The following is a 25,298-nucleotide window of genomic DNA, read 5'->3' as shown; positions in this document are numbered from 1 at the left end:
CGGGGCCAGATGTTATCCGGCCCCGCTTTGGACCCCGCGGGGGCGAGCCCCCGAAAGCGCTCAGTTCTCGCGCTTCTCCTTGATCTTCGCCGCCTTGCCGCGCAGGTCACGCAGGTAGTACAGCTTGGCGCGACGCACGTCACCGCGGGTGACGAGCTCGATCTTCTCGACGATCGGGGTGTGCACCGGGAAGGTGCGCTCGACGCCGACGGAGAACGAGACCTTGCGGACCGTGAAGGTCTCGCGGACGCCGGCACCCTGGCGGCGGATCACAACGCCCTTGAACTGCTGCACACGGGAGCGGTTGCCCTCGATGACGCGGACGTGGACGTTGACCGTGTCGCCCGGGCGGAAGGCCGGGACGTCGCTGCGCAGCGACGCGGCGTCGACGGTGTCGAGCAGGTGAGACATTTCGTCTGCTTTCTTCGCCCATGCCACAGGTCATAGGCGGGAGCTAGGTGTTTCGAAGGATGCTGTCCGTGTCGGGGCGGGCGTCGTGTCCCCCTGTGGCAGGGGCGCGCGCCGGACGACGCACAACAGCGAGCTATTCTTCCACGCTCTCTGTCCTGCGCCAAAATCGGCCGGACCGCTCCCCCTCCGGGTCGGGCATCCAGCCCAGGATGGAGAGCATCTCGCGGTCCTTCTTGTCGAAGGCTTTGGGGTCGCAGTGCTCGATGAGGTCGGGCCGGTTGGCCGTCGTACGCCTGAGCGCCTCGTCCCGGCGCCAGCGGGCGATCTTGCCATGGTGGCCGCTGAGCAGCACGTCCGGGATGTCCCGGCCGCGCCACTCGGGCGGCTTGGTGTAGACGGGGCCTTCCAGGAGGTTGGCCATCGCGCCGGGCGCGAAGGAGTCGTCCCGGTGGGACTCGGCGTTCCCCAGGACGCCGGGCAGCAGGCGCGCCACGGCCTCCGTGATGACCAGTACGGCCGCCTCGCCGCCGGCGAGGACGTAGTCGCCGATGGACACCTCATGGACGGGCATACGGGTCGCGTACTCATCGATGACGCGGCGGTCGATGCCCTCGTAGCGGGCCGGCGTGAAGATCAGCCAGGGCCGCTCGGAGAGCTCGACGGCGAGTTCCTGGGTGAAGGGGCGGCCGCTGGGGGTGGGGACGATCAGGGCGGGCGCACCGGAGCCCGTCTCGTAGCCGTCCGCCAGCACGGAGTCCAGCGCGTCGCCCCAGGGGTCGGTCTTCATGACCATGCCGGGACCACCGCCGTACGGCGTGTCGTCGACCGTGTTGTGGCGGTCGTACGTCCAGGTACGGAGGTCGTGCACATGGACGTTCAGCTGTCCACGCGCGCGTGCCTTGCCGACCAGGGAGACGTTCAGGGGTTCCAGGTACTCGGGGAAGATCGTGACGACGTCGAGCCTCATCACGACTCGTCCCTGCTGGAAGCGATCTCCGCGCGGTCGTCGATCAGGCCGGGCGGAGGAGTGATCACCGCTCGCTGCTCCTCGAGGTCGATCTCCGCGACGATCTCCTCGACGAAGGGGATCAGGACCTCGCTGCCGTCGGGGCGCTCCACGATGAACAGGTCCTGCGAGGGCAGGTGCGAGATCTCGGTGATCCGGCCGATCTCGACGCCGTCCTTGGTGACCACGTCCAGATCCATCAGCTGGTGGTCGTAGTACTCGTCCTCTTCCTCGGGCAGCTCATCCGGGTCGATCTCGGCGATCAGCAGGACGTTGCGCAGGGCCTCGGCGGCGGTGCGGTCGGCGACGCCCTCGAAGCGCAGGAGGAGACGGCCGCTGTGGACGCGTCCCGTCTCGATGGTGAGCGGTCCCACGGCGGCGGGATCGGTGGCGAGTACGGCGCCGGGCGGGAGCCTCCGCTCCGGCTCGTCGGTGCGGACCTCGACGGTGACCTCGCCCTTGATGCCATGGGCACGGCCGATCCGTGCGACTACCAGCTGCACGAGTTCAAATCTCCTGTCGTACGACTACGGGCCGGGGACGGCCCAGTGGCCCTCCCCGGCCCGAGCCGGTGCTGCGTTCGGCGTCAGCGGACGTGATCCACGTCGACGAGGTCGACGCGTACACCACGGCCGCCGATGGCGCCCACGACGGTGCGCAGAGCGCGTGCGGTACGGCCGTTGCGGCCGATCACCTTGCCGAGGTCGTCGGGGTGGACCCGGACCTCGAGCACGCGTCCGCGGCGCAGGTCGCGGGATGCGACCTGCACATCGTCAGGGTTGTCGACGATGCCCTTCACGAGGTGCTCGAGAGCCTCCTCGAGCATGCTCAGGCCTCGGCCGACTCGGACTCGGCGGCAGCCTCGTCCTTCTTCTCCGCCTTCTTCTTCTGGGTGATCGCCTCACCCTTGCCCTCGTCGTCGCCACCGAGGGCCTCGAACGACGGGCGCGCCTTCTTCGGCTCGGCGACGAGCAGCGGAGCCGGGGCGGGCTCGCCCTTGAACTTCTGCCAGTCGCCGGTCTTCTTCAGGATGGCGAGCACGGGCTCGGTCGGCTGCGCGCCGACACCCAGCCAGTACGCGACACGGTCCGCGTCGACCTCGATCACCGACGGGTTGTACGTCGGGTGGTACTTGCCGATCTCCTCGATCGCACGGCCGTCACGACGGGTGCGGGAGTCGGCGACGACGATGCGGTAGTGAGGCGAACGGATCTTGCCCAGACGCTTCAGCTTGATCTTGACTGCCACGGGAGTGGGTTCTCCTGGATTTGACGTGGTTGGGCACGGCGAGACTGCCGCGTGGGGTTGCGGTACCCGAGTGCCCGATGGACGCGTCAGCCGGAGGAGAGAGGGGTCCTGTGCGACTGTCGAGTACAGCTAGCCATTGTGCCACACCCTGCGGGTCACCTTTGGCCGAGGGGCGGTGAGGGTGCCGGGGCACGCCTGAGAGAGCCGGGCGCTTCAGGTGTCGTCACGGCGTTGCGCAGCCCGGCGTCGCAGGGTGCCGCCCTCTTCGAGTCGGGAGCCGCCCCGGCCGCACGACTGCCCGCAGGCCGCGTGGGCCGCAGCGGCACCCCGACGCTTCAGCGTCCTGCGCGCCATACGTCCCGACCGACAGCCACGAGATGCCGGTACCGGACGCCCCGCGCCGTTACGCCGCGCCCATGACCTCCGGGATCCGGAACGGCTTCCCGCAGCCGCCGCACACGATCGGCGCCTGTGCCAGCACCGACGGGACGACCCGGACGTTGCGGCCGCAGTCGCAGACCGCCTTGACGCGGACGCCGCCTCCGGAGGAGCCGTGGCGGGCGGCCGGGCCCCGGAAGGTTCTGCTCGTGTCGGCGGAGGTCGCCGCCGTGTGGGCCTTGAGGGCGCGCTGGAGGCGTTCGATGGTCGGGCGGTAGCGGCGCTTGGCCTCGGGGTTGAGCGTGACCAGGGAGAAGCCGCTGCTCGGGTGCGGTTCCTCGGGGTGGTCCAGGCCCAGCTCCTCGGCGATCGCGAGGAATCTGCGGTTGTGGTAGCGGCCGGCCCGGGAGGTGTCGCGGACGCCGCGCGCGGCGGCGATGCCATGGACTGCCTCGTGAAGCAGTCGCTCGAAGGAGAGCTCGTGACCGCAGGCGGACGACGACTCCCCGATCAGGGACTCTGGCGCGGCGAGATCCGGCAGCTCGGGGTGGTACCGCTGAATGTCGGCCCACGCCTGCGCCAGCTCTGCGGCGAGAACAGGTGGTGTCTGTGTCGTGCTCACGTAATGACAACGAGCCGGAGTGCCCCTGTGTTCCGATTCCGGGGCATCCCAAATAATTTGCACGTACCCGTCAGTTGCGAATGATGCGTCACGACGAGGGCGGGTGCGCCGATCTGCGGAGAAGCGTCACAGCTCATACCAAGGTGGTGCGTAGTCTGACGTACGCGCCGGCGCGTACGCCCCGTCCACGCGCCGGTGCGGCTGTGGTTCACGCATGCGCAAGAGGCGTTTCGGCCGCTCTCGTTCCACACGGGCGTCATCTCAGTAAGCGCCCGCCACGACCGCGACGTTACCGGGCACGTCGTCGGCGTCCGGCACCGCCCCCTCCTGGGCGACCGGACACCGTACGGTCACCGCGTGCTCGGCCGGCCTGACCTCGCCTTCTTCGCCGAGCGTCACCCACGGGACGCGCGCCCAGCCGCCGGCGACGGCGGCTCCGACGGCCTCGCCGATCGTCGTCACGTCGGCGGTACGGGACTCGCGGCGGGCGCGGGACCGGGTCAGCAGCAGCGCCTGGTCCGCTTCGAGGACCGTGGGGAGCAGTCGTACGAGGGACTCGATCACCACCGGTTCCTTGCCGCCCGGGATGCGGCGGGCCGGCATCGCGGTGCCGTTCTCCAGGTCACGGGGCCCGACCTCGCTGCGGACGGCACGCCCTTGAGCCCCCCCGTCGACCGCGCGGCGGCCGAACGGGGTGTCGGTGCGGTCGTCGACGCGGACGCGGATGCCGGCCGCCTTCAGCCGGTCGCCGATCTCACGGACCTTGGCCAGAACCGCGTCGTCGCCGTGCGTGACGACCGCGAGCTCGCGCGCGAAGCCCTCGACATGGTCGGCCTCGGGGGTGAGGTACGACTGCGGGATCAGGAGCGGGAAGTGGGCGTTCCGCGTGCCCGTCTCCTTGATCCGGGCGTTGGCGATCAGATCCTGGTACCAGCGCGGGAAGTCGCCGCCTGGGGCGTCAGAACCGGCACCTTCGCCATGGCGCGACGACACGGGCCCACATTGCCGGAATGTGAATTTTGGCCACACACGCAGGGAAGCCTCAAGCAGGGCTCCGCGACCCCTGGACGCGACGTCGGGTGCGGAGTTTCCTGGCATACGTGGGGATGTGAGCGCATGTCACGGGGGCCACGGAATCGGACACAGAGGCAACTCTCTGCGGATTGGGGCGCTTTAGATGACACCTACGCTCGTGCGGCAGCACCTGCCTCACGCGGGCCCGGCAGCCCGTGTGGACCTGTGTGCACGCGCGCGTGACTGGTCCGAGATCCAGGAGCGGATGCTGGTTCCGCTCTACGAGGCCGTCTACGAGCGAGTGGAAGTGGGCCCGGGCACCCGGCTGCTGGGCCTCGGCTGCGGCAGTGGGCTGGCCCTGCTGATGGCGGCGTCCAGAGGCGCGACCGTCACCGGTGTCGAGCCCGCCTCCCCCGAACGACTGACCCTGGCACGGCAGCGGCTGCTGCCCGAGGCGTGGGACGCACGCGCGCGTGCCGCCACCCGGCTCGTCGACGGCTCGCCCGCGGACGCGGCCGACCCGGCGGCGCCCGCCTACACGGTGGTGACCGCGTTCGAGCCCATCGGCTGCCTCGCGGGTGACTCGGAGGGTCTCGGGGAGACGCTCGCGGCCACGACACCGCTCGCCGAGCGGGGGGCGCCCGTGGTGCTCGCCGGCTGGGGGCCGCCGGAGCGCTGCGCCACGTCGTCCGTGCTGCGGGTCGCCACGAAGTTGGCCGATCCCCTGCGCAGTACGGGCAGTTGGCGCCCCGCCCGGCGCGACGACCTGGAGGAGGTGGCCCAGCGGGCGGGCCTCAGGCCCGACGGCTCGGGGCGGGTGGCCTGCCCCTTCGGATACGCGGACGTGGACAGTGCCGTACGCGGACTGCTGTCGACGGGACTCTTCGACGCGGCGATCAACGCGACCGACCAGGTCCAGGTGGACAAGGAGCTGACGGAAGCACTGCATCCGCATCGGCGGCGGGACGGGACGGTGTGGATGCCGAACGTGTTCCGGTACCTGATCGCCCGGGTGCCCTGAGCCCAGGGGTGACCGGCAGGGCCGAGTGTCGCCCCACAGAGCAGCAGCGTCCCGCAGGGCAGCGGCGTCCCACGGGCCAGCGGCGTCCTACTGGCTGTCGTCCTTCGTCAGCCGAGTGATCCCCGCGATCCGGTACGCGTCCGCCTCCTCCAGCGTCTCGTTCTCCAGCAGCGCCTCGGCCAGGGCGTTCAACTGCCCCCGGTGGTCACGGAGTTTGCGGCAGGCCTCCTCGTAGCACTCGTCGGCGATCCGGCGCATCTCGGTGTCGATCACGTCGAGGGTCTGCGAGGCGGCCGCGAGCCCGTACGCCTGCTGGGGGTCGCTCGGCAGGGCGGACAGCCGGCCCACCCGCTCGCTCATGCCCCAGCGGGCGACCATCGCGCGGGCGATGTTGCTGACCTGTTCGAGGTCGTTCTCCGCGCCCGTGGTGACGACCCCGTAGACCACCTGTTCCGCCGCCATACCGCCCAGGGCGCCGATGATGCGGCCGCGCAGATAGCCCTCGGAGTGCGCGTACCGTTCCACCTCGGGAGTCGACATCGTCACGCCGAGGGCGCGGCCGCGCGGCACGATGGTGATCTTGCGTACGGGGTCGGCGCCCGGCTGCAGCATGCCGAGGAGGGCGTGTCCGCTCTCGTGGTACGCGGTGCGCCGGCGGTCCTCCTCGGGCATCACCAGGGTGCGCTCGGCGCCCAGCTGCACCTTCTCCAGGGCTTCGGACAGATCCGAGTTGGTCACCCGGTCCTGCTTGCGCTTGACCGCGAGCAGGGCGGCCTCGTTGGCGAGGTTGGCGAGATCCGCACCGGTCATGCCCGGGGTCGTGCGGGCCACCTGGGTGAGGTCCACGTCCTCGGCGAGCGGGATCTCGCGGGTGTGGATGCGCAGGATGGCCTCGCGTCCGCCGCGGTCCGGCGGGGAGACGTTCACGACCCGGTCGAAGCGGCCGGGGCGGGTCAGCGCCGGGTCCAGGATGTCGGCGCGGTTCGTCGCCGCGATGACGATCACGCCCTCGGAGCCGGAGAAGCCGTCCATCTCGGTGAGGATCTGGTTGAGTGTCTGCTCGCGCTCGTCGTGGCCGCTGACCGAGGCGCCGCCGCCCCGCGCCCGTCCGATGGTGTCGATCTCGTCGATGAAGATGATCGACGGCGCCACCTTGCGGGCCTCGGCGAACAGTTCCCGGACGCGGGAGGCGCCTACGCCGACGATCATCTCGATGAACTCGGAGGCGGAGGCGGAGAAGAACGGCACGCCCGCCTCGCCCGCCACCGCACGCGCCAGCAGGGTCTTGCCGGTACCGGGCGAGCCCGCGAGCAGCACGCCGCGCGGCATCTTCGCGCCCATCCTGCGGTAGGCGTCGGGATGCTCCAGGAAGTCGACGACGTCGTCCAGCTCGCCCTTGACCTCGTCGATGCCGGCCACGTCGGCGAAGGTCGTGCGCTCCTTGCCGGGCTGTAGCTCGACCGGCTTGGGCGGTGCCTTGCGGCCGAGCATGCCGCCCGCGCCGCCGAGCCCCGCGCCCATCCGCCGGGCGACGAAGATCCAGACCGCGAGCAGGAGCACGATCGGGATCAGGGAGAACAGCAGGTTGGACAGGACACCGCGCTCCCGCACGACGGGCTGGGCGGTCACCGTCACATCATGGCTGTCCAGTTGCCGCCAGAGATCGTCGTCCGCGAAGGCCGGTCGCTGTGTCTTGAACCTGGTGTAGTCGCCGTCGCCCTCGGGGTTGTCCCGGGCGCTCTTGAGCTCCCCCTGGATGGCGTCGCCCTTGGAGTAGATCTTGTCGACATTGCCGGCGTCGACCTGTCTGCTGAACTCCGTGTAGGAGATCGTCGGCTCGTTGCCCCGGTCGAAGTACGTCAACCCCACATAGGCGAGCAGGAACACGATCACCGCGGTGAGGAGCAGGCCCCACCAGCGGCCGCGCATCCGTCGCCCACCGGGCCGCGCGGGCGGTTCGTCCGGTGTGCCCTCGGTGCGCCACGGCTGGTCAGGGGCCTTGCGTGGTGGCGCGGCATTGCTCATATCTGGACGTTACGGCAGATGCCGGGCCCCGGCACGCGCTGAGGGCGCCCCCACGGAAGGGGCGCCCTCAGTGACGTACGCGACGAGACGGTAGTACGGGACAGCCGTATGGGACGGCCGTACGGGACGAACCGTCAGCCCATGAACTTCTTGAACTCGTCCGGCAGCTCGAAGTCCTGCCCGGCCTGCTGGCCCGGCAGCCCGAGGGCGCCTCCGGCCTGCGCGGCGGCGGCGCGGCGTGCGGCCTCCTCCTGCTCCTGCTGCTTGCGCTTCATCGGGTTGCCGGAGCGCTGCTTGCCCTTGGCCTTCTTCGGCTGCTTCTTCGTACGGCCGGGACCGCCACCCATACCCGGCATCCCTGGCATACCGGGCATGCCGCCGCCCTGGGCCATGCGGGACATCATCTTGCGGGCCTCGAAGAACCGCTCGACGAGGTTCTTGACCGCGCTGACCTCGACACCGGAACCACGCGCGATACGGGCGCGGCGCGAGCCGTTGATGATCGTCGGCTCCTGGCGCTCGGCCGGGGTCATCGACTTGATGATCGCGGCCGTGCGGTCGACGTCCCGCTCGTCCAGGTTGTTGATCTGGTCCTTGATCTGGCCCATGCCCGGGAGCATGCCGAGCAGCTTGGAGATGGAGCCCATCTTCCTGACCTGCTCCATCTGGGCCAGGAAGTCGTCGAGGGTGAAGTCCTGGCCCTTCTTGGAGGCCAGCTTCTCGGCCATCTTCTGGGCTTCGGCCTGGTCGAACGTCTTCTCCGCCTGCTCGATCAGGGTGAGCAGGTCACCCATGTCGAGGATGCGGGAGGCCATCCGGTCCGGGTGGAAGGCGTCGAACTCGTCGAGCTTCTCGCCGTTCGACGCGAACATGATCGGCTTGCCGGTGATCTGCCGGATCGACAGGGCCGCACCACCGCGGGCGTCACCGTCGAGTTTGGAGAGCACCACGCCGTCGAAGCCGACACCGTCACGGAAGGCCTCCGCCGTGTTGACGGCGTCCTGACCGATCATCGCGTCGACGACGAAGAGGATCTCGTCCGGCGAGACCGCGTCCCGGATGTCCGCGGCCTGCTGCATCATCTCCTGGTCGATACCCAGGCGGCCGGCGGTGTCCACGATCACGATGTCGTGGACCTTGGCCTTGGCGTGCTCGATGGAGTCCTTGGCGACCTTGACCGGGTCACCGACGCCGTTGCCCGGCTCGGGCGCGTAGACCGCGACGCCCGCGCGCTCGGCGACGACACTCAGCTGGTTCACGGCGTTCGGGCGCTGGAGGTCACAGGCCACCATCAGCGGCGAGTGGCCCTGCTCCTTCAGCCAGCGGCCGAGCTTGCCGGCGAGGGTGGTCTTACCGGCACCCTGCAGACCAGCGAGCATGATCACGGTCGGCGGCTGCTTGGCGAAGCGCAGGCGCCGGGTCTCGCCGCCGAGGATCGTGACGAGCTCGTCGTTGACGATCTTCAGGACCTGCTGGGCCGGGTTCAGCGCCTTGGAGACCTCTACACCGAGGGCGCGCTCCTTGACGTTCTTGATGAACGTCCGGACGACGGGCAGGGCCACGTCCGCTTCGAGGAGTGCGATGCGGATCTCGCGCGCGGTGGCGTCGATGTCCGCCTCGGAGAGCCGTCCCTTGCCACGCAGGTTCTTGAAAGTCGCTGAGAGGCGATCGGAGAGAGTATCGAACACGGCGCTCGCGGTCCTCGGGGTCGGTGGCAGCTGGGAATCGCCCTCCAGGGTATCCCGGCGGCACAGGTTGCCGGGATCCCTGGGTTCAGAGCCTTTGAACAGGGTCTCAGCCCCGCAATGTCTCCTCCAGCTTGCGCGCCACGGCGGCCGCCTCCTCGCCGGGCAGCGGCGCCCCCTCGGGCCCTGTGACATAGAACGCGTCGACGGCGTTGGCGCCCAGGGTGCTGACATGGGCACTACGCATCCGCACGCTCGCGTCCTCCAGCGCCCGCCCGATCCGGAACAGCAGCCCCGGGGCGTCCTGGGCACGGACCTCGATCACCGTGGCCAGCCGGGATGCGGCCGGGTGCACCGACACCCTCGGGGGCGGCGGCACGACGCCCCGGCGGCGCGGATACGCGGCGTCCCGCTCGGCGAGGCGGCCCGCGATGTCCAGGGTGCCGTCCAGGGCGCGTACGAGGTCGGCGCGCAGCCGGGTGGCCTGCGGCAGCGAGCCGTACTCGGCGGCGACCCGCCAGTTCAGCAGCAGGACGGAGCCCTCGACGCCGTCGGGCAGGTCCAGGGCGCTCAGCTCGGCGGTGCGGACGGTGAGGCGGTGCATCGCCAGGACACCGGCCACCGCGGGCAGCACGCCCGGCTGGTCCGGTACGGCGATGAGGAGCTCCACGCCCAGCGGCTCGGGATCGCCCGGGGGCTGCTCCTCCGTCAGCGACTCGGTCTGCGCGCGCAGGGCCAGCACCGGGCTGCCGGTCGCCATCGCCTCGATGGCGAGCCGCTCCTGCTCCGCGGTGGGCGCGGCGGCCTCGGGCTCGTCGAGGTCGTCCCCGGCGAGCACGGCCGCGACCCGCTTGACCAGGTCGGCGACGAGGGAACCCCGCCAGGACGACCAGGCCGCCGGGCCGGTGGCCAGGGCGTCGGCCTCGGTCAGGGCGTGCAGCAGCTCCAGCGTGCCCTGCGAGCCGACCGCCTCGGCGACCGAGCGCACGGTGGCCGGATCCTCCAGGTCGCGCCGGGTGGCCGTGTCGACGAGCAGCAGGTGATGGCGTACGAGGGTGGAGAGCACGGCCACGTCGTCGCGGTCGAAGCCGATCCGCGCGGCGACGTCCTTGGCGATGATCTCGCCGGCCACCGAGTGATCCCCGGGCCAGCCCTTGCCGATGTCGTGCAGCAGCGCGGCGACCAGGAGGAGGTCGGGACGGTGGACGCGGCGGGTGAACTCGGAGGCCTGGACGGCCGTCTCGATCAGATGCCGGTCGACGGTCCAGATGTGCACGGCGTTGCGTTGCGGGCGGCAGCGCACCCGCTCCCAGTCCGGGAGGAGACGGGTGATCAGGCCTTCCGCCTCCAGGGCTTCCCATACGTCGACCGTCGGGCGGCCGGAGCCGAGCAGGGTCACGAGCTGCTCGCGCGCCTCGGCGGGCCAGGGCGTGGGCAGCGGGCGCACGGCGGCCGCCATGCGCCGTACGGCGTGCAGGGAGAGCGGGAGCCCGGCCTGCGCGGCGGCGGCCGCGGCACGCAAGGGGAGCACAGGGTCGCGTTCGGGGCGCGCGGCACGGGCGAGCACCACCTCGCCGTCCTGCTCCACCACACCCTCCGCCAGCGGGGAGCGCTCGGCGGTCGGCTTCCCGCCGCCCAGCATGGCGCGCAGCCTCGGCCGTACGGCGCGCGATCGCAGTACGCGCCCCACTTCCCGCCATGTGACATCGCTGGCATACGAGATGACCCGCGCCGCCTCGTACACCTGCCGCAGCAGGGTGTCGGCGTCGAGCAGCCCGAGCTCGGCGGCGACCTGGTCCTGCTCCTGGAGCGCGAGCCGGTCGGTCGCCCGCCCGGTGGTCAGGTGCAGGGCGTCCCGTGCGTCGAGCAGCCGGCGCCGGGCGTCGTCGAGGCCCTCGCGCGGGGCGTCGGCCAGCCAGGAGGCGGCGACGGCGCGCAGGATGGTGGCGTCGCGCAGACCGCCGCGGGCTTCCTTCAGGTCGGGTTCCAGGAGGTACTGCAGCTCGCCCTGGCGCTCGGCGCGCTCGGCCGTCAGCTCCTGGAGTTCGGGCAGCCGCCTGGGCGCCTGGTTGCGCCAGTCGGCCAGGACCGCCGTCCGCAGTCCCGCCGTAAGCCCCAGGTCGCCCGCGATGTGCCGGGCGTCCAGCAGGCCCAGCTGGACCTTGAGGTCCTCGCCGGCCGTCTTGCGGGCCTCGGCGGGCGTGCGTACGGAGTGGTCGAGGGCCAGGCCGAGGTCCCAGACCGGGTACCAGATGCGGTCGGCCAGGGCGGCCACCGCACCGGCGTCACCGCCGTCGTGCAGCAGGAGCAGATCCAGGTCGCTGCGCGGCGACAGCTCGCCACGGCCGTAACCCCCGACGGCGACCAGGGACACCCCGCGCAGCCCCTCGGCGCCGGCGGCGAACAGGCCGGTCAGCCACTCGTCGGTCAGTTCCGCGAGGGCGGTACGGCGCGGCGGCCCGGACCGCGCCTCCTCAGTGAGGAGACGCAGCCGGGCCGCCGCGTAGCCGCTGGGTCCCGAGTCCTCTGCATCCTTGGAAACGTCCGTGCTCGTCACCCAGCGACTCCTGTTCTGTTTTCCTGCCTCAGAGCGCGTCGGGCCCGCGCTCGCCGGTCCGCACCCGTACGGCCGTCTCGACCGGGAGGGACCAGACCTTGCCGTCACCGATCTTGCCGGTGCGGGCGGCCTTGACGATGACGTCGATCAGCTGCTCGGCGTCGTCGTCCTCGGCCAGCACCTCGATGCGGATCTTCGGGACCAGGTCGACGGTGTACTCGGCACCGCGGTAGACCTCGGTGTGGCCCCGCTGACGACCGTAGCCGCTCGCCTCGGTGACCGTCAGGCCGTGGACCCCGAAGGCCTGGAGGGCTTCCTTGATCTCGTCGAGCCGGTGGGGCTTGACGACTGCGGTGATGAGCTTCATGCGTCCACCTTCTTGCTCGCGGCCGCGGCGACCGGGGCGGGGGCGGCGGTCCGGGCGGCACCGCCGCCGGCGCCGCTGAAGTCGTATGCGGTCTCGGCGTGCTCGGCCTGGTCGATGCCGGCCACTTCCACGTCCTCGGAGACCCGCATGCCGATCGTCTTGTCGAGGACGAAGGCGAGGAGCGCGGAGACGACGAGGGAGTAGGCGAGGACCGCACCGACACCGGCGAGCTGCTTCCACAGCTGGTCGGCGTTGCCGCCGTAGAACAGGCCCTTGGCCGGGGACTGCCCGCCACCGGTGGCGAAGAAGCCGATGAGGATCGAGCCGGTGACACCGCCGACCAGGTGGACACCGACGACGTCGAGGGAGTCGTCGTAGCCGAACTTGTACTTCAGGCCGACGGCCATGGCGCACAGGACACCGGCGATGACGCCGACGGCGATCGCGCCGAGCGGGGAGACCGCACCACCCGACGGGGTGATGGCGACCAGACCGGCGACCGCGCCGGAGGCGGCACCGAGGGTGGTGAACGCGCCGTGGCGGATCTTCTCGTAGACGAGCCAGGCCAGCATGGCGGCGGCGGTGGCGACCTGCGTGTTGACGAACATCAGCGCGCCGACGCCGTCGTCGTTGCCGAGCCACGAGCCGGCGTTGAAGCCGAACCAGCCGAACCACAGCAGGCCCGCGCCGAGCATGACCAGCGGAAGGCTGTGCGGACGCATCGGGTCCTTCTTGAAGCCGACGCGCTTGCCGATGACCAGGATCACGCCGAGCGCCGCGGCACCCGCGTTGATGTGGACCGCCGTACCACCGGCGAAGTCGATCACGCCGAGCTTGAACGCCCAGCCTCCACTCGGCGCCCAGACCCAGTGGGCGACCGGGAAGTACACGATGATGACCCACAGCGTGATGAACAGCGCCCACGCGGAGAACTTCACGCGGTCCGCGAGCGCGCCGCTGATCAGGGCGGGCGTGATGATCGCGAACATCAGCTGGAAGACGGCGAAGACATAGATCGGGATGTTGTAGATGTCCCACAGCTCGGTCTTGCCGATGCCGCTGAGGCCGACGAAGTCGGAGGACCAGCCGATCAGCCCGCCGTGCGAGTCACCGAAGGCGAGCGAGAAGCCGAACAACACCCACAGGATGGTGACGATCCCTAGGCTGATGAAGCTCATCATCAGCATGTTCAGGGTGCTCTTGACGCGGACCATGCCTCCGTAGAAGAAGGCCAGGCCCGGGGTCATGAGCATCACCAGGGCGGAACAGATGAGCATGAAACCTGTGTTGGCGGGCGACAGCTCTACCTTGTCTGCCGCCATCATGATGGCTGGTGCCATCGGCGTCTCCTCGTCATGTGTACGGCCCCGTGCGGGCGAAGCCTGAGCGGAATGAGGGGCGGGCCGGTTATGCGCCAAGAGATTGGCGCAGCGCGGTTTCGGTGGAAGCCCCTCGTTGTTTCGCCGCCGTGACGAAGGCGCCCTGCGTGTTACGCGTTGATGAACTGCGAGATGTTCGGCCGCGCGATCGTTATCGTGGCGCAACCTTCACTGAGGGAGAAAAACCGGCCGCGGTCGGCCTTCCGATGACCTGGCATGGGGGAGCCGAGTCGGGCAGTTCGGGAGGGCCGGCCGCGGCCGGGGTTCAGGGGTTGCCCCGCGATCGCGCGCGAGGCTAGACCGCCTCCGCGGTCTCCGGCAGCTCCACGGCGAGCTTGTCGGTCAGGTCCACGACCTCGGCGAGATCCCCGAAATCGCGTACAGCCGTGTCGACCGTCTTTCGGATACGAGTGTTGACGCGCTCGGAGCGCACCTTCTTGGCGATGTGCATGGCCTGCTCGGCGTAGACCGCGCTCCGCTCGGGCTCGCGCCGCAGCAGGTGCACCGTGGCCATGCCGATGAGGTTCAGCGCGTACGACCGCTGGTGCTCGCCGTCCTTCGCGAACAGGTCCACGGCCCGCTGCATCAGGGGCTCGGCCAGCGAGGCGTACGTCGGGCTGCGGCCGGCGACATAGGCGAGGTCACGGTAGGAGTGGGAGTTCTCGCCGTACAGCTCGGCCTCGGAGAAGAAGCGGATCCAGTCGGGATCCGGCTCGTCCCAGTCGTCGGCCTCGGCGAAGGTGTCCTCGGCCATCCGGACCGCCCGCTTGCACTTGCCGGGCTGGCCCATGTTGGCGTAGGCGCGGGCTTCCATCGCATACAGCATCGACTGGGTGCGCGGGCTCGCGCAGTCCCGGCTGCCGTACTGCGCGAGGTGGACCAGCTCCAGGGCGTCGTCGGGCCGCCCGAGGTGGATCATCTGGCGGCTCATGCTGGACAGGACGTACGAGCCGAGCGGCCGGTCGCCGGCCTCCTTCGCGGCGTGCAGCGCGAGGACGAAGTACTTCTGCGCGGTGGGCTGGAGCCCCACGTCGTACGACATCCAGCCGGCCAGCTCCGCCAGCTCGGCGGCGACCTTGAACAGCTTCCTGGTGGTGGCCTCGGGCTGGGGCTCCTGGAGCAGGTCGGTCACCTCGTGCAGCTGGCCCACGACCGCCTTGCGGCGCAGGCCGCCGCCGCACTGGGCGTCCCACTGCCGGAACATCACGGTGGTGGACTCCAGCAGGTCCAGCTCGGGCTTGGACAGCCGGCCACGCGCGCGGGAGGACGGGACGGCCCGGGGCTCCTGGTACGGGGCGGGCGGCGCGGGGACCAGCCAGCGCTGCATCGGCTCGATGAGGGACGGGCCCGCGGACAGGGCCAGCGAGGTCCCGAGGAAGCCACGCCGCGCCAGCATCAGGTCGCTGCGCGAGAACTCGCTGAGCAGGGCCACCGTCTGCGGGGCCGTCCAGGGCAGGTCGACGCCGGACACGGAGGGTGACTGACGAGCGGCGCGCAGGCCGAGGTCCTCGACGGAGACGACGCAGCCGAACCGCTCGGAGAACAGCTCGGACAGGATCCGCGGGATCGGTTCGCGCGGGTTCTCGCCGTCGAGCCAGCGGCGCACGCGGGAGGTGTCGGTCGAGATGTGGTTGGCGCCCAACTGGCGGGCGCGGCGGTTCACTTGGCGGGCGAGCTCGCCCTTCGACCAGCCGCTGCGCACGAACCAGGACGTGAGCAGCTCGTTCGGGCGCTTGTCAGCGTGCGATGCGCCACCAGCACTCGTACCGCTTCCGCTGTTGCCGCTCACTGGAACGCCCCCATCCCTTGGACCACTTGTCACCGAGTGCGCCAAGCCCTATCAGAATGCCGGTAAATACGGTCGGCCGTCCGCCAGTTGTCACCCTTCGAACGGAAAGACGACTTGCCCCCGGCATACCCACGAGTGCATGTGCCCCGAGGGTTCATGCACACACGGTAATCCTACGATCACGCCCACAGCCATGGCGATCCCGGAAACGCCACCATTCGCCACCCCTTCGGATGAACTAACGGCCGCCTCCACACGATTCACTTGACATAGGACGGCCAGAAGTGGGCGGAGCGAAGCACTCGGAGGCGCGCGTCGCCGAGCCCGCAACCCTGGATGCTCCCAAGCGCCGCGTGAGCCGAGCGGTGCCGACGGGTAACCGGGCACCCAGGAACACACAGGGTCACGATCCGCATCCGCGCCGTAACTACCCGCGCGCTGGACCCGTTGGAGGGGGCATGGGCTTCACGATCGGCGGCATCCGGGAGATCCGGTCCGGCTCGCGTCGACGCGGCCGCTCCTCGGAGTGCACCGCCGTCGCCGAGTTCACCGGACTGTGGGGCTGGGACGTGGTGCCCGGCGCGCGGGCCGCGGCGGGCGCCTGTTCGTGCGGCCGCTCCGACTGCGGCGCGCCCGGCGCACACCCCCTCGACTTCGCACCCCACGTCCCGGCCGGCGCCACGCTCGACGACGTCAGCAAGGCGTGGTCGGAGTTCCCGGGCGCCTCGGTGATGCTGCCGGTCGGGCGGGCGTTCGACGTGATCGAGGTGGCCGAGGCCGCCGGGCGCCGCGCGCTGGCCCGGCTCGAACGCATGGGTCTCCCCCTCGGCCCGGTCACCGCCACCCCCGAGGGCCGCGCCCACTTCTTCGTCGCCCCGGGCGCCGCCGCCGAGCTCCCCGAGCTCCTCTACCGCATGGGCTGGGACGGCCCGACCCACCTCGACCTCCGCGGCCTCGGCCCCGGCACGTCCATCACGGCCCCGCCCTCCGACCGGGGCGGCCTGGGACCGGTGCGCTGGCTACGACCCCCCGAGCTGGACACGGCATCGAAGCCGCCGGCGGCGCGGTTACTGCTGGGCACGCTGGCTTACGTGGCGCATCGGTCCCGGGCGTAACAGCGGTCACAGTCGTACACAGCAAAGCGCCCGTCTCCCCACTGCACCATGGGAGGCGGGCGCTTCTTCGAGCCACGTACCAGATTCGGTAGGTGGGTTCACTCCCCGATAAGGGCGTCAACGAACGCCTCCGGCTCGAACGGCGCCAGGTCGTCGGCGCCCTCGCCCAGCCCGATCAGCTTCACCGGTACGCCCAGCTCGCGCTGGACCGCGACCACGATGCCGCCCTTGGCCGTGCCGTCCAGCTTGGTGAGCACGATGCCGGTGATGTCGACGACCTCGGCGAAGACGCGGGCCTGGACCAGACCGTTCTGCCCCGTCGTCGCGTCCAGCACGAGCAGGATCTCGTCCAGCGGCGCGTGCTTCTCGACGACCCGCTTGACCTTGCCGAGCTCGTCCATGAGGCCGGTCTTGGTGTGCAGGCGCCCGGCGGTGTCGATGAGGACGACGTCCGACCCCATCTCCTTGCCCTCCTTCACCGCGTCGAAGGCGACGGAGGCGGGGTCGCCGCCCTCCGGCCCGCGCACGGTGTAGGCGCCCACGCGCTCGCCCCAGGTCTGGAGCTGGTCGGCGGCGGCGGCTCGGAAGGTGTCGGCGGCGCCCAGGACCACGCTGCGCCCGTCGGCCACGAGGACACGGGCGAGCTTGCCGGTGGTGGTGGTCTTGCCGGTGCCGTTGACGCCGACGACCATCACGATGCCGGGCTTGCTGGCCTCCGGCTCCGTCTTGACCGTGCGGTCGAAGTCGGTGCCGACCAGCTTGAGCAGCTCCTCGCGCAGCAGACCGCGCAGCTCCTCGGGGGTGCGGGTGCCGAGGACCTTCACGCGCTCACGCAGCCCGTCGACCAGTTCCTGGGTGGGCAGCACGCCGACGTCGGCGGTGAGGAGGGTGTCCTCGATCTCCTCCCAGGTGTCCTCGTCGAGGTGCTCGCGCGACAGGAGCGTGAGCAGCCCCTTGCCGAGGGCGTTCTGCGAGCGGGAGAGCCGGGCGCGCAGCCGGATCAGGCGGCCGGCGGTGGGCTCCGGGACCTCGATCTCGGTCGGCGGGAGCTCTTCGACGACCGGCGGTTCCTCGACGGCGGTCGGTGCTCCGCCGCCCGGAAGGTCCACCTCCTCTATGGTCCGGCGCGGTTCGTCGCGCGGTGTCTCGGCCTCGTCGCCGACGTGCGGCTCGGCCGGAGGGGCGGTGATGTCGGGGGCGGCGGGGGGCGGCGGGGGCAGCTGCTTCTTACGGCGCGTGCCGACGATGAGCCCGCCGAGCGCGCCGAGCACCACCACGGCGATGACTACAGCAAGGATGACGATGTCCATAACCCGTCCAGTATCCGCCATGGAATATGGGTTACGCCGACCTGGATGTCTGACACACCATCAGCTAACGTCCTCCCCCACACTCGCCCGGTGAAGGGGGACCCCCATGCCCGTCACGGTCGTACGCTTCAACCTCGTCGAGCCCGACGCGACCCCCGCATCCCTCGCCGCCCGCTACCGGGCGGCGCTGGAGATGGCCGCGTACGCCGACCAGCACGGCATCACCACCGTGCAGACCGAGGAGCACCACGGCGCCGACAACAACTGGCTGCCGTCCCCCTTCGCCTTCGCGGCCGCGGTCTTCGGCGCGACGCGAAGGATCGCGGTCACCGTCTCGGCGATCATCGGCCCCCTGCACGACCCGCTGCGGCTCGCCGAGGAGATCGCCGTACTGGATCTGCTGAGCGGCGGGCGGCTGGTGACCGTCGCCGGGATCGGGTACCGCCCCGAGGAGTACGCCCTGTTCGACGTGGAGTGGAAGCGGCGCGGCAAGCTCCAGGACGAGGTGCTGGAGACGCTGCTGAAGGCGTGGACCGGCGAGGAGTTCGAGTACCGGGGCCGTACGGTCCGGATCACTCCGCGCCCGTACAGCGATCCGCACCCGCTGCTGCTGGTCGGCGGCTCCTCGCAGGCCGCCGCCCGCCGGGCCGCCCGGCTCGGCCTGCCGTTCTTCCCCAGCGCGCATCTGCCGGAGCTGGAGGCGTACTACAAGGAGCGGCTCGTCGAGTACGGCACCGAGGGCTGGACGATGATGCCGGCCGCGGAGACGCCGCTGCTGCACATCACCGAGGATCCGGACCGGGCGTGGGCCCAGTACGGCGGGCACTTCCTGCACGAGGCTCGGACGTACGCCTCCTGGCAGTCCGGGGACGTGCGGTCCGCCGTGAAGTCGGAGGCCACGACGGTGGAGGAGCTGCGTGGGGAGGGCGTGTACCGGATCGTGACGCCTCAGGAGTGTGTGGCGCTGGGGTTCGACAGCTACGTGCTGCATCCGCTGTCGGGCGGGATGCCGGTGGAGGAGGGATGGCGGAGCCTGCGGTTGTTCGCGGAGGAGGTGCTTCCGGCGCTGGGCCACTGACCCTCGCGGATATTCGATGGCCCGGCCGGGCGGCGGCTGATCCACTGGGCGCATGAGTCTGCTGGTGGAAGTGTTCGTCCGGGAACCGGATGGGAAGAGGCAGATACTCGACGTGCCGGACGACGTCTATCACTCCGGCGGCTTCGAGTCCTGGCGTAGGACCGTGTGGGGGTCGGAGTTCGTGCGCTCCCTGGGTGCGCGCTTCCTCCCCGTGCTGGCCGAGCGAGATCTGGAGGTCGAGGCCGAGCAGGTGCCGGAGTTCCTGAGCGAGGTCGCACTGCTGCGCGCCCACTTGGACGCGATCGCTCACGGCACTGAGCACCCGCGGGCGGTCGAGGAACACCGGGACGGGATCGAGCTGCGTTTGCGGATCATCGAGGAGAGCGCCCTCAAAGCCGTGGAGATCGGCGGCGGCGTCCTCATCTGGTGACGTACGGAAGTCGGTGATGTACGAAACCGCCGCCCCGGCTCGGGCAGTGGCCGAGCCGGGGCGGCGGCGGGGTTACGGGGAGAGGGGCAGCGGGGACTTGGCCCTTCCCCCCGAGTTCGGAGGGCCGGTCAGCCCATCTCCTCCAGCTTCTTGCCCTTGGTCTCGGGCACGAACTTGAGGATGAACGGGATGGAGAGGAAGGCGAACACCGCGTACATGACGTAGGTGAGCGACAGGTTCCAGTCCGACAGGTCCGGGAAGGTGATCGTGATCACCCAGTTGGCGATCCACTGGGCCGAGGCGGCCACGCCCAGGGCCGCGGCGCGGATCTTGTTCGGGAAGACCTCGCCGAGCATGACCCAGACGACCACGCCCCAGGACATGGCGAAGAAGAGGACGAAGGCGTTGGCGGCGATCAGCGCCACGTAGCCCTGCGCGGTCGGCAGCGGGTCGTTGCCGTTCTGGAAGGAGAAGGACCAGGCGGCCGCCGCGAGCGAGATGCCCATGCCGATCGAGCCGATGAGGGCGAGCGGCTTGCGGCCGATGCGGTCGACGAAGATCATCGCGATCACGGTGCCGATGATGTTGATGATCGAGGTCTCGAACGAGTAGAAGAACGAGCTCGAGGGGTCGACGCCCACGGACTGCCACAGCAGGTTCGAGTAGTAGAAGATGACGTTGATGCCGACCAGCTGCTGGAAGACGGAGAGGCCGATGCCGATCCACACGATGGGCAGCAGACCGAACCGGCCGCCCAGCAGGTCCTTGAACGTCGACTTGTGGTCGCTCTTCATGGCCTGCTCGATCTCGGTGACGCGGCCGTCCAGGTCCGCGCCGCCCTCGACGTCGGCGAGCACCTTCTTGGCGTCCTCGACGCGGCCGACGCTGATCAGATAGCGCGGGGACTCGGGGATCGCGAAGGACAGCAGGCCGTAGATCACGGCGGGTACGAGCATCACGCCGAGCATCCACTGCCAGGCCTCCAGGCCCGCGACCGTGCCGCGCTCCTCGCCGTCGGCCATGTTGAGGATGGCCCAGTTGACGAGCTGGGAGACGGCGATGCCGATCACGATGGCGGCCTGCTGGAACGAGGCGAGCCGACCGCGGTAGGCGGGCGGGGCGACCTCGGCGATGTAGGCCGGGCCGATGACCGAGGCCATACCGATGGCGATACCGCCGAGGACACGCCAGGCGGCGAGGTCCCAGGCGGCGAACGGGAGGCCGGAACCGACGGCGCTCACGGCGAACAGCACCGCCGCGATCTGCATGACGCGGATCCGGCCGATGCGGTCGGCTATGCGGCCGGCGATCGCGGCGCCCACGGCACTGCCGAGCAGGGCGCTGGCGGCGACGGTCCCGGTGACGCCCGAGCTGAGGTCGAACCGGGCCTGGATGCCGCCGTTGGCTCCGTTGATCACGGAACTGTCGTAGCCGAAGAGGAAGCCGCCCATGGCGGCCGCCGCGGTGATGAAGACGACGTGCCCGAGATGTTCGGGGTGAGCCGTCCTGGCTCCTGACGTCGGTGCCTGCGCTGTGCTGGTCACGTGTACTCCTCGGGCCACCGGCAACGCTGCCGGGTGGGGGTCAGCCGCTCCAAGTAGTGATACCTGAAGGTAAAAGCAACGTTGCAGAGACTATTCCTTCAAGTTTCGAAGTCAATAGGTGATCGGCTGTGAGTTTCGAGACGTGACTAGGTGACGTGTGTTCACTTCTTGAAGTGATGGTGAAAGTGGCTGGGTGGGGCTGGCGTATGGCCGGGTGTGCCGCCGACGGGCGCATACCCCGAGGTCGGCCTCAGCGAAGTCGCTGGCTGATGACCTTTGACACACCGTCGCCCTGCATGGAGACGCCGTACAGCGCGTCGGCGACCTCCATCGTGCGCTTCTGGTGCGTGATCACGATCAGCTGTGACGCCTCCTGCAGCTCCTGCATGATGCGGATCAGCCGCTGGAGGTTGGTGTCGTCGAGGGCGGCCTCGACCTCGTCCATGACATAGAACGGGCTCGGGCGGGCCTTGAAGATGGACACGAGCATGGCGACGGCGGTGAGTGAGCGCTCACCACCCGAGAGCAGCGACAGCCGCTTGACCTTCTTGCCGGGGGGACGTGCCTCGACATCGACACCCGTGGTGAGCATGTTGTCGGGATCGGTCAGGATCAGCCGTCCCTCACCCCCGGGGAAGAGCCGGCTGAAGACGCCCTCGAACTCCCGGGCCGTGTCCCGGTAGGCCTCCGTGAAGACCTGCTCGACCCGCTCGTCGACCTCCTTGACGACCTGGAGCAGGTCGGCGCGGGTCTTCTTCAGGTCCTCCAGCTGCTCGCTGAGGAACTTGTGCCGTTCCTCCAGCGCCGCGAACTCCTCGAGCGCGAGCGGGTTGACCTTGCCGAGCTGCTGGTAGGCCCGCTCGGCGGCCTTGAGCCGCTTCTCCTGCTCGGCCCGGACGAAGGGCTTGGGCTGGTTGCGGGGGTGCTCGGGGTCCTCGGGGAGCTGCTCGCCCTCGGCGGCCAGGGAGGGCGGTACGAGCTGGTGGGGGCCGTACTCCGAGACGAGCCCGGCGGGCTCCACGCCCAGCTCCTCCAGCGCCTTGGTCTCCAGCTGCTCGATCCGCATCCGCTTCTCGGCGCCGAGGACCTCGCCACGGTGCACGGAGTCGGTCAGCTTGTCGAGTTCGGCCTTGAGGTCGCGGCCCTGGTTACGGGCGACGGTGAGTTCCTGCTCGCGCCGCGCCTTGGCGGCCTCGGCGGCGGTGCGCTCCTCGTCGGCACGGGCGAGGGAGACCTCGACGTGCGCGAGCAGCTGCCGGGTGCCGGAGGCGACGGCTTCCGCGACGGCCGCCTCGTGCCGCAGCCGCGCCCTCCGCTGCTCGGCACGCGCGCGTGCGTCTCGCTCCGCTCGGGCGGCGCGGTCGAGGGAGTCGGCGCGGCCGGCGAGTCCCTTGACGCGTTCCTCGTGTGTACGGACCCGGAGGCGGGCCTCCATCTCGGTCTGGCGCGCGTTGGCGCCATCGGCGGCGAGACGGTCCCGTACCGACGTGTCGGGCTCCTCCTCCACCGGCATCTCCTCGGCGACGGCGAGCCGCTCGGCCAGCTCCTCGACCTCCCGGAGGGCCTTGTCCAGGGAGTCCTGTGCCCGCGCGGCGGCGGCGACGGAGCGCTCCGCTTCGCCCGCCGCGCCCCTTGCCTGGCCTGCGAGCCGACCGAGTTGCTGGGCGACCGTCGACTTCTCCCGGTCAGCGGCCCGGCGCCGCTCCCCCAGCTCTTCGACGAGCGCGGCGGATGCCTTGCGGCGTTCGGCCGCAGCGTGCTGGGCCTCGGTGAGCTCTTCGCAGCGGACGGCCAGCTCTTCCAGCTCGGCGGCGGCCTCGTCCACGGAGGCCTGCACTTCGAGGAGGCTCGGCGCCCCGGCGGAGCCGCCGTGTGCGAAGTGGGCGCCGAGGAGGTCGCCTTCGGCGGTGACCGCGGTGAGGTGGGGGTGGGTGTAGACGAGGTCTTCGGCGTCTTCGAGCGTGCCGACGATGACGATGCCGTGCAGGAGGCGTCTTACTGCCGGCATGAGGTCGGAAGGGCCGCGGACCAGATCTGCCGCGTGTTGTCGTGTGGCGTCCGCGGGTTCGTCGTGGCTGGTCGCGCCCCGCGGCGGAGCCGCAGATTGATACAGCCCCGCGCCCCTTTGGGGCGCCTCCGGCGACCCGGCGAGCAAGAGTGACGCCCTTCCCCCGTCCTGCTTCCGCAGCATGCGGATCGCGGCCGCCGCCGCCGAAGGTGACGTGACCGCCAGGGCGTCCGCCGCCGCGCCGAAAGCCGCCGCCAAGGCGACCTCGTGGCCCGGCGTCACCGACAGCAGCTCCGCCGCCGGCCCCAGCAGGCCGGTGAGACGGTCCTTCGCGTCCAGCAGCGCCCCCGTCCCGTCCTTGCGTCGCAACCCCATAGCCAGCGCTTCATGCCGGGCCTGCGTCGCCGCGCGCTTGCGCTCCGCCGCCGTGGCCGCCTCGCGGGCCGCCGTCAGGGCGGCCTCCGCCTCGGTGAGCTGCCGTTTCGCCGCCTCGTGCTGCTCGCCCAGTTCCGCGTCGCCGGCGTCGAGGCCGTCGACCTCGACCTTGAGGGCCTCGTACTCCTCCTGCGCGGCGAAGGCCCGCTCCTGGGCCTCGTCCCGGGCGGCGGCCAGGCGGTCGATCTCGGCCTGGGCGGAAGCCGCACGCGAACGGGCCGCGTTGACCTGTCCGTTCAGCCGGGCCAGGCCCTCGCGGCGGTCGGCGATGGCGCGGGCGACGTCCTTCAGACGCCGTTCTTCCTGGGTGAGCTCCCGTTCGAGTTCGGCCCGGTGGGCGACCGTGTCCTCCAGGGCGCGCTCGGCCGCCTCCAGAGCCGCTTCGAGTTCGGCCTCCTGCTCGCGGATGCGGGCGGCCTCGCGCTCCATGTCCTCGGGGTCACGGCCCCTGCGCTCCTCCGGCGGAGCGGACGTCGCGCTCTTCACGCGCGCGTCGGCCAGCGAGATCGTGCCGCGCACCCGCTCGGCGAGCTGGGACAGCTCGTACCAGGTCTGCTGGGCGCGCTGGAGGCGTGGCGTGAGCTGCCGTACCTCGTCCTCCAGGAGCGCCTCGCGCTGGAGCGCCTTCTTCAGCTCCTGCTCGGCTGCTTCCTTGCGCTCCTTGAGCGCGGCCTCGTCGGCGACCTCGGCCTGGAGCGCCTCCCGGAGCCGTACGAGATCGTCGGCGAGGAGGCGGAGCCGGGCGTCACGCAGATCGGCCTGGATGACGGCGGCCCTGCGCGCCACCGCGGCCTGGCGGCCCAGTGGCTTCAGCTGCCGGCGCAACTCGTCCGTCAGATCCTGCACGCGCGCGAGGTTGGCCTGCATCGCGTCCAGCTTCCTGAGGGCCTTCTCCTTGCGCTTGCGGTGCTTGAGGACGCCCGCGGCCTCCTCGATGAAGGCGCGACGGCCCATGGGGTCGGCGTGCAGGACGGAGTCGAGCTGGCCCTGGCCGACGATGACATGCATCTCACGGCCGATGCCGGAGTCGGAGAGCAGTTCCTGGATGTCCAGGAGACGGCAGGTGTCGCCGTTGATCTGGTACTCGCTGCCGCCGTTGCGGAACATGATCCGCGTGATGGTGACCTCGGCGTACTCGATGGGCAGTGCGCCATCGGAGTTGTCGATGGTCAGCGAAACCTCGGCACGGCCAAGTGGCGGACGGCCGGTCGTGCCGGCGAAGATGACGTCCTCCATCTTGCCGCCGCGCAGCGACTTGGCGCCCTGCTCGCCCATGACCCAGCTGAGCGCGTCCACGACGTTGGACTTGCCCGAGCCGTTCGGTCCGACGACGCACGTGATCCCCGGCTCGAACCGGAGCGTGGTCGCCGAGGCGAACGACTTGAAGCCGCGGAGGGTCAGGGCCTTGAGGTGCACGCCGCTGGACTCTACCGTCCGCCGGTATCCCACTCCATGAACCCGCGGTTTCACCGATGAACGTGCAGGGCACACCAGACGTTAAAGAGGGTGAAAGGATGCGCGGGCCAGTAAGTCGGGGGCAAGAAAGAAGGGACGCCGAAGCGTCCCTTGCAACTTCTGACGGCTGACTTACCAGTCGTCTGACAACTACTTAGCGGTTGGATACGGGCCGCCCAACCACTGCTTGTGCTGTTGTGGAGCGATGCAGTGATCAGGTGAGCGCAGGCTCCGCCTGGTGTGCGTCGATGCTCTCCATGATCCTGTCGTGAGAAGCGGCAGCCTGCAGAGCGTCGTTCTCCGCCTGGATCCGACCGAGCTCGGATTCCAGGTCCTGTACGCGCTGCTGGAGCCGTCGCATCTCGGCGAGGAGTCGCGGGTCGGAGCCGCCGACGTAACCGAGAAGCGCCTTTGCCATGAT

The 25,298-nt window shown here is 70.4% G+C and carries 20 protein-coding genes and 1 pseudogene; 4 read left to right on the top strand and 17 right to left on the bottom strand.

What is annotated here, in order from left to right; translation table 11 throughout:
• Positions 1-60: 60 nt before the first annotated feature.
• The 7 genes and pseudogenes from rplS to ABIE67_RS33265 form a co-directional block, all read right to left on the bottom strand.
• The gene (rplS, locus tag ABIE67_RS33295; protein WP_370265078.1) at positions 61-411 is read right to left on the bottom strand and encodes a 50S ribosomal protein L19; all 351 of its coding nucleotides are present in this window, start codon (positions 409-411) and stop codon (positions 61-63) included.
• 133 nt (positions 412-544) lie between these two features.
• Entirely contained in the window at positions 545-1,378 is an 834-nt protein-coding gene (gene trmD / locus ABIE67_RS33290; protein WP_370265077.1) for a tRNA (guanosine(37)-N1)-methyltransferase TrmD, read from the bottom strand.
• Positions 1,378-1,920, bottom strand: coding sequence for a ribosome maturation factor RimM (gene rimM / locus ABIE67_RS33285; RefSeq protein WP_370265076.1), 543 nt, complete (start codon positions 1,918-1,920; stop codon positions 1,378-1,380). Before rimM ends, trmD begins: the two co-directional genes overlap by 1 nt.
• Before the next feature lie 83 nt (positions 1,921-2,003).
• Positions 2,004-2,243, bottom strand: a complete 240-nt coding sequence (locus ABIE67_RS33280) for an RNA-binding protein (RefSeq protein ID WP_005479813.1) — start codon at positions 2,241-2,243, stop codon at positions 2,004-2,006.
• Between the two features lie 2 nt (positions 2,244-2,245).
• Positions 2,246-2,665 (bottom strand): 30S ribosomal protein S16, encoded by a 420-nt coding sequence (rpsP, locus tag ABIE67_RS33275; RefSeq protein WP_030048919.1) that lies wholly within the window; start codon positions 2,663-2,665, stop codon positions 2,246-2,248.
• A gap of 403 nt (positions 2,666-3,068) precedes the next feature.
• A complete protein-coding gene (locus ABIE67_RS33270) occupies positions 3,069-3,665 on the bottom strand; it encodes a hypothetical protein (RefSeq protein WP_048580659.1) in 597 nt (198 codons plus the stop codon).
• A 261-nt stretch (positions 3,666-3,926) separates the two neighbouring features.
• Positions 3,927-4,645: pseudogene (locus tag ABIE67_RS33265) on the bottom strand (His/Gly/Thr/Pro-type tRNA ligase C-terminal domain-containing protein).
• A 197-nt stretch (positions 4,646-4,842) separates the two neighbouring features.
• Between ABIE67_RS33265 and ABIE67_RS33260 the strand changes: the two are divergent.
• Positions 4,843-5,700: an SAM-dependent methyltransferase gene (locus ABIE67_RS33260; protein WP_370265075.1), complete on the top strand. Its 858-nt coding sequence runs from the start codon at positions 4,843-4,845 to the stop codon at positions 5,698-5,700.
• An 87-nt stretch (positions 5,701-5,787) separates the two neighbouring features.
• Here the strand turns inward: ABIE67_RS33260 and ftsH are convergent, their stop codons facing one another.
• From ftsH to ABIE67_RS33230, 6 genes are all read right to left on the bottom strand, one after another.
• Positions 5,788-7,725, bottom strand: a complete 1,938-nt coding sequence (gene ftsH, locus ABIE67_RS33255; protein ID WP_370265074.1) for an ATP-dependent zinc metalloprotease FtsH — start codon at positions 7,723-7,725, stop codon at positions 5,788-5,790.
• A gap of 134 nt (positions 7,726-7,859) precedes the next feature.
• On the bottom strand, positions 7,860-9,413 hold the full coding sequence (gene ffh / locus ABIE67_RS33250) for a signal recognition particle protein (RefSeq protein WP_370265073.1): 1,554 nt from the start codon (positions 9,411-9,413) through the stop codon (positions 7,860-7,862).
• Positions 9,414-9,519: 106 nt separating this feature from the next.
• The gene (locus tag ABIE67_RS33245; protein WP_370265072.1) at positions 9,520-11,967 is read right to left on the bottom strand and encodes a [protein-PII] uridylyltransferase; all 2,448 of its coding nucleotides are present in this window, start codon (positions 11,965-11,967) and stop codon (positions 9,520-9,522) included.
• A 28-nt stretch (positions 11,968-11,995) separates the two neighbouring features.
• The gene (locus ABIE67_RS33240) at positions 11,996-12,334 is read right to left on the bottom strand and encodes a P-II family nitrogen regulator (RefSeq protein WP_003997576.1); all 339 of its coding nucleotides are present in this window, start codon (positions 12,332-12,334) and stop codon (positions 11,996-11,998) included.
• Entirely contained in the window at positions 12,331-13,674 is a 1,344-nt protein-coding gene (locus tag ABIE67_RS33235) for an ammonium transporter (RefSeq protein WP_370265071.1), read from the bottom strand. The genes ABIE67_RS33240 and ABIE67_RS33235 overlap by 4 nt, the downstream gene beginning before the upstream one ends.
• A gap of 334 nt (positions 13,675-14,008) precedes the next feature.
• Complete coding sequence (locus ABIE67_RS33230) at positions 14,009-15,502, bottom strand: hypothetical protein (RefSeq protein WP_370265070.1); 1,494 nt, start codon at positions 15,500-15,502, stop codon at positions 14,009-14,011.
• A gap of 458 nt (positions 15,503-15,960) precedes the next feature.
• Between ABIE67_RS33230 and ABIE67_RS33225 the strand changes: the two genes are divergently transcribed.
• Positions 15,961-16,617 (top strand): bifunctional DNA primase/polymerase, encoded by a 657-nt coding sequence (locus ABIE67_RS33225; protein WP_370265069.1) that lies wholly within the window; start codon positions 15,961-15,963, stop codon positions 16,615-16,617.
• Positions 16,618-16,715: 98 nt separating this feature from the next.
• Here ABIE67_RS33225 and ftsY read toward each other — a convergent pair whose 3' ends face one another.
• Positions 16,716-17,927 (bottom strand): signal recognition particle-docking protein FtsY, encoded by a 1,212-nt coding sequence (ftsY, locus tag ABIE67_RS33220; protein ID WP_370269182.1) that lies wholly within the window; start codon positions 17,925-17,927, stop codon positions 16,716-16,718.
• Between the two features lie 106 nt (positions 17,928-18,033).
• Between ftsY and ABIE67_RS33215 the strand changes: the two genes are divergently transcribed.
• Both ABIE67_RS33215 and ABIE67_RS33210 read left to right on the top strand, forming a co-directional pair.
• Complete coding sequence (locus ABIE67_RS33215) at positions 18,034-19,005, top strand: LLM class flavin-dependent oxidoreductase (protein WP_370265068.1); 972 nt, start codon at positions 18,034-18,036, stop codon at positions 19,003-19,005.
• Positions 19,006-19,057: 52 nt separating this feature from the next.
• Positions 19,058-19,435, top strand: coding sequence for a hypothetical protein (locus tag ABIE67_RS33210; protein WP_370265067.1), 378 nt, complete (start codon positions 19,058-19,060; stop codon positions 19,433-19,435).
• Between the two features lie 128 nt (positions 19,436-19,563).
• Here the strand turns inward: ABIE67_RS33210 and ABIE67_RS33205 are convergent, their stop codons facing one another.
• The 3 genes from ABIE67_RS33205 to ABIE67_RS33195 form a co-directional block, all read right to left on the bottom strand.
• On the bottom strand, positions 19,564-20,979 hold the full coding sequence (locus ABIE67_RS33205) for a sugar porter family MFS transporter (RefSeq protein WP_370265066.1): 1,416 nt from the start codon (positions 20,977-20,979) through the stop codon (positions 19,564-19,566).
• 250 nt (positions 20,980-21,229) lie between these two features.
• Entirely contained in the window at positions 21,230-24,838 is a 3,609-nt protein-coding gene (smc, locus tag ABIE67_RS33200; RefSeq protein ID WP_370265065.1) for a chromosome segregation protein SMC, read from the bottom strand.
• Between the two features lie 253 nt (positions 24,839-25,091).
• On the bottom strand, positions 25,092-25,295 hold the full coding sequence (locus ABIE67_RS33195) for a hypothetical protein (protein WP_007493378.1): 204 nt from the start codon (positions 25,293-25,295) through the stop codon (positions 25,092-25,094).
• Positions 25,296-25,298: the final 3 nt, after the last annotated feature.

The sequence above is a fragment of the Streptomyces sp. V4I8 genome, assembly GCF_041261225.1.
GTDB lineage: Bacteria > Actinomycetota > Actinomycetes > Streptomycetales > Streptomycetaceae > Streptomyces.
This window is presented reverse-complemented; position numbering and strand designations above follow the sequence as displayed.

What these genes read in the sequence shown, in the direction of transcription:
- ABIE67_RS33280 (WP_005479813.1), bottom strand. Translation starts at nt 2,243, where the DNA reads ATGCTCGAGGAGGCTCTCGAGCACCTCGTGAAGGGCATCGTCGACAAC.
- ABIE67_RS33210 (WP_370265067.1), top strand. Translation starts at nt 19,058, where the DNA reads ATGAGTCTGCTGGTGGAAGTGTTCGTCCGGGAACCGGATGGGAAGAGG.
- ftsY (WP_370269182.1), bottom strand. Translation starts at nt 17,927, where the DNA reads ATGGACATCGTCATCCTTGCTGTAGTCATCGCCGTGGTGGTGCTCGGC.
- rplS (WP_370265078.1), bottom strand. Translation starts at nt 411, where the DNA reads ATGTCTCACCTGCTCGACACCGTCGACGCCGCGTCGCTGCGCAGCGAC.
- ftsH (WP_370265074.1), bottom strand. Translation starts at nt 7,725, where the DNA reads ATGAGCAATGCCGCGCCACCACGCAAGGCCCCTGACCAGCCGTGGCGC.
- ABIE67_RS33240 (WP_003997576.1), bottom strand. Translation starts at nt 12,334, where the DNA reads ATGAAGCTCATCACCGCAGTCGTCAAGCCCCACCGGCTCGACGAGATC.
- ABIE67_RS33195 (WP_007493378.1), bottom strand. Translation starts at nt 25,295, where the DNA reads ATGGCAAAGGCGCTTCTCGGTTACGTCGGCGGCTCCGACCCGCGACTC.
- ABIE67_RS33225 (WP_370265069.1), top strand. Translation starts at nt 15,961, where the DNA reads ATGGGCTTCACGATCGGCGGCATCCGGGAGATCCGGTCCGGCTCGCGT.
- ABIE67_RS33215 (WP_370265068.1), top strand. Translation starts at nt 18,034, where the DNA reads ATGCCCGTCACGGTCGTACGCTTCAACCTCGTCGAGCCCGACGCGACC.
- ABIE67_RS33260 (WP_370265075.1), top strand. Translation starts at nt 4,843, where the DNA reads ATGACACCTACGCTCGTGCGGCAGCACCTGCCTCACGCGGGCCCGGCA.
- ABIE67_RS33235 (WP_370265071.1), bottom strand. Translation starts at nt 13,674, where the DNA reads ATGGCACCAGCCATCATGATGGCGGCAGACAAGGTAGAGCTGTCGCCC.
- trmD (WP_370265077.1), bottom strand. Translation starts at nt 1,378, where the DNA reads ATGAGGCTCGACGTCGTCACGATCTTCCCCGAGTACCTGGAACCCCTG.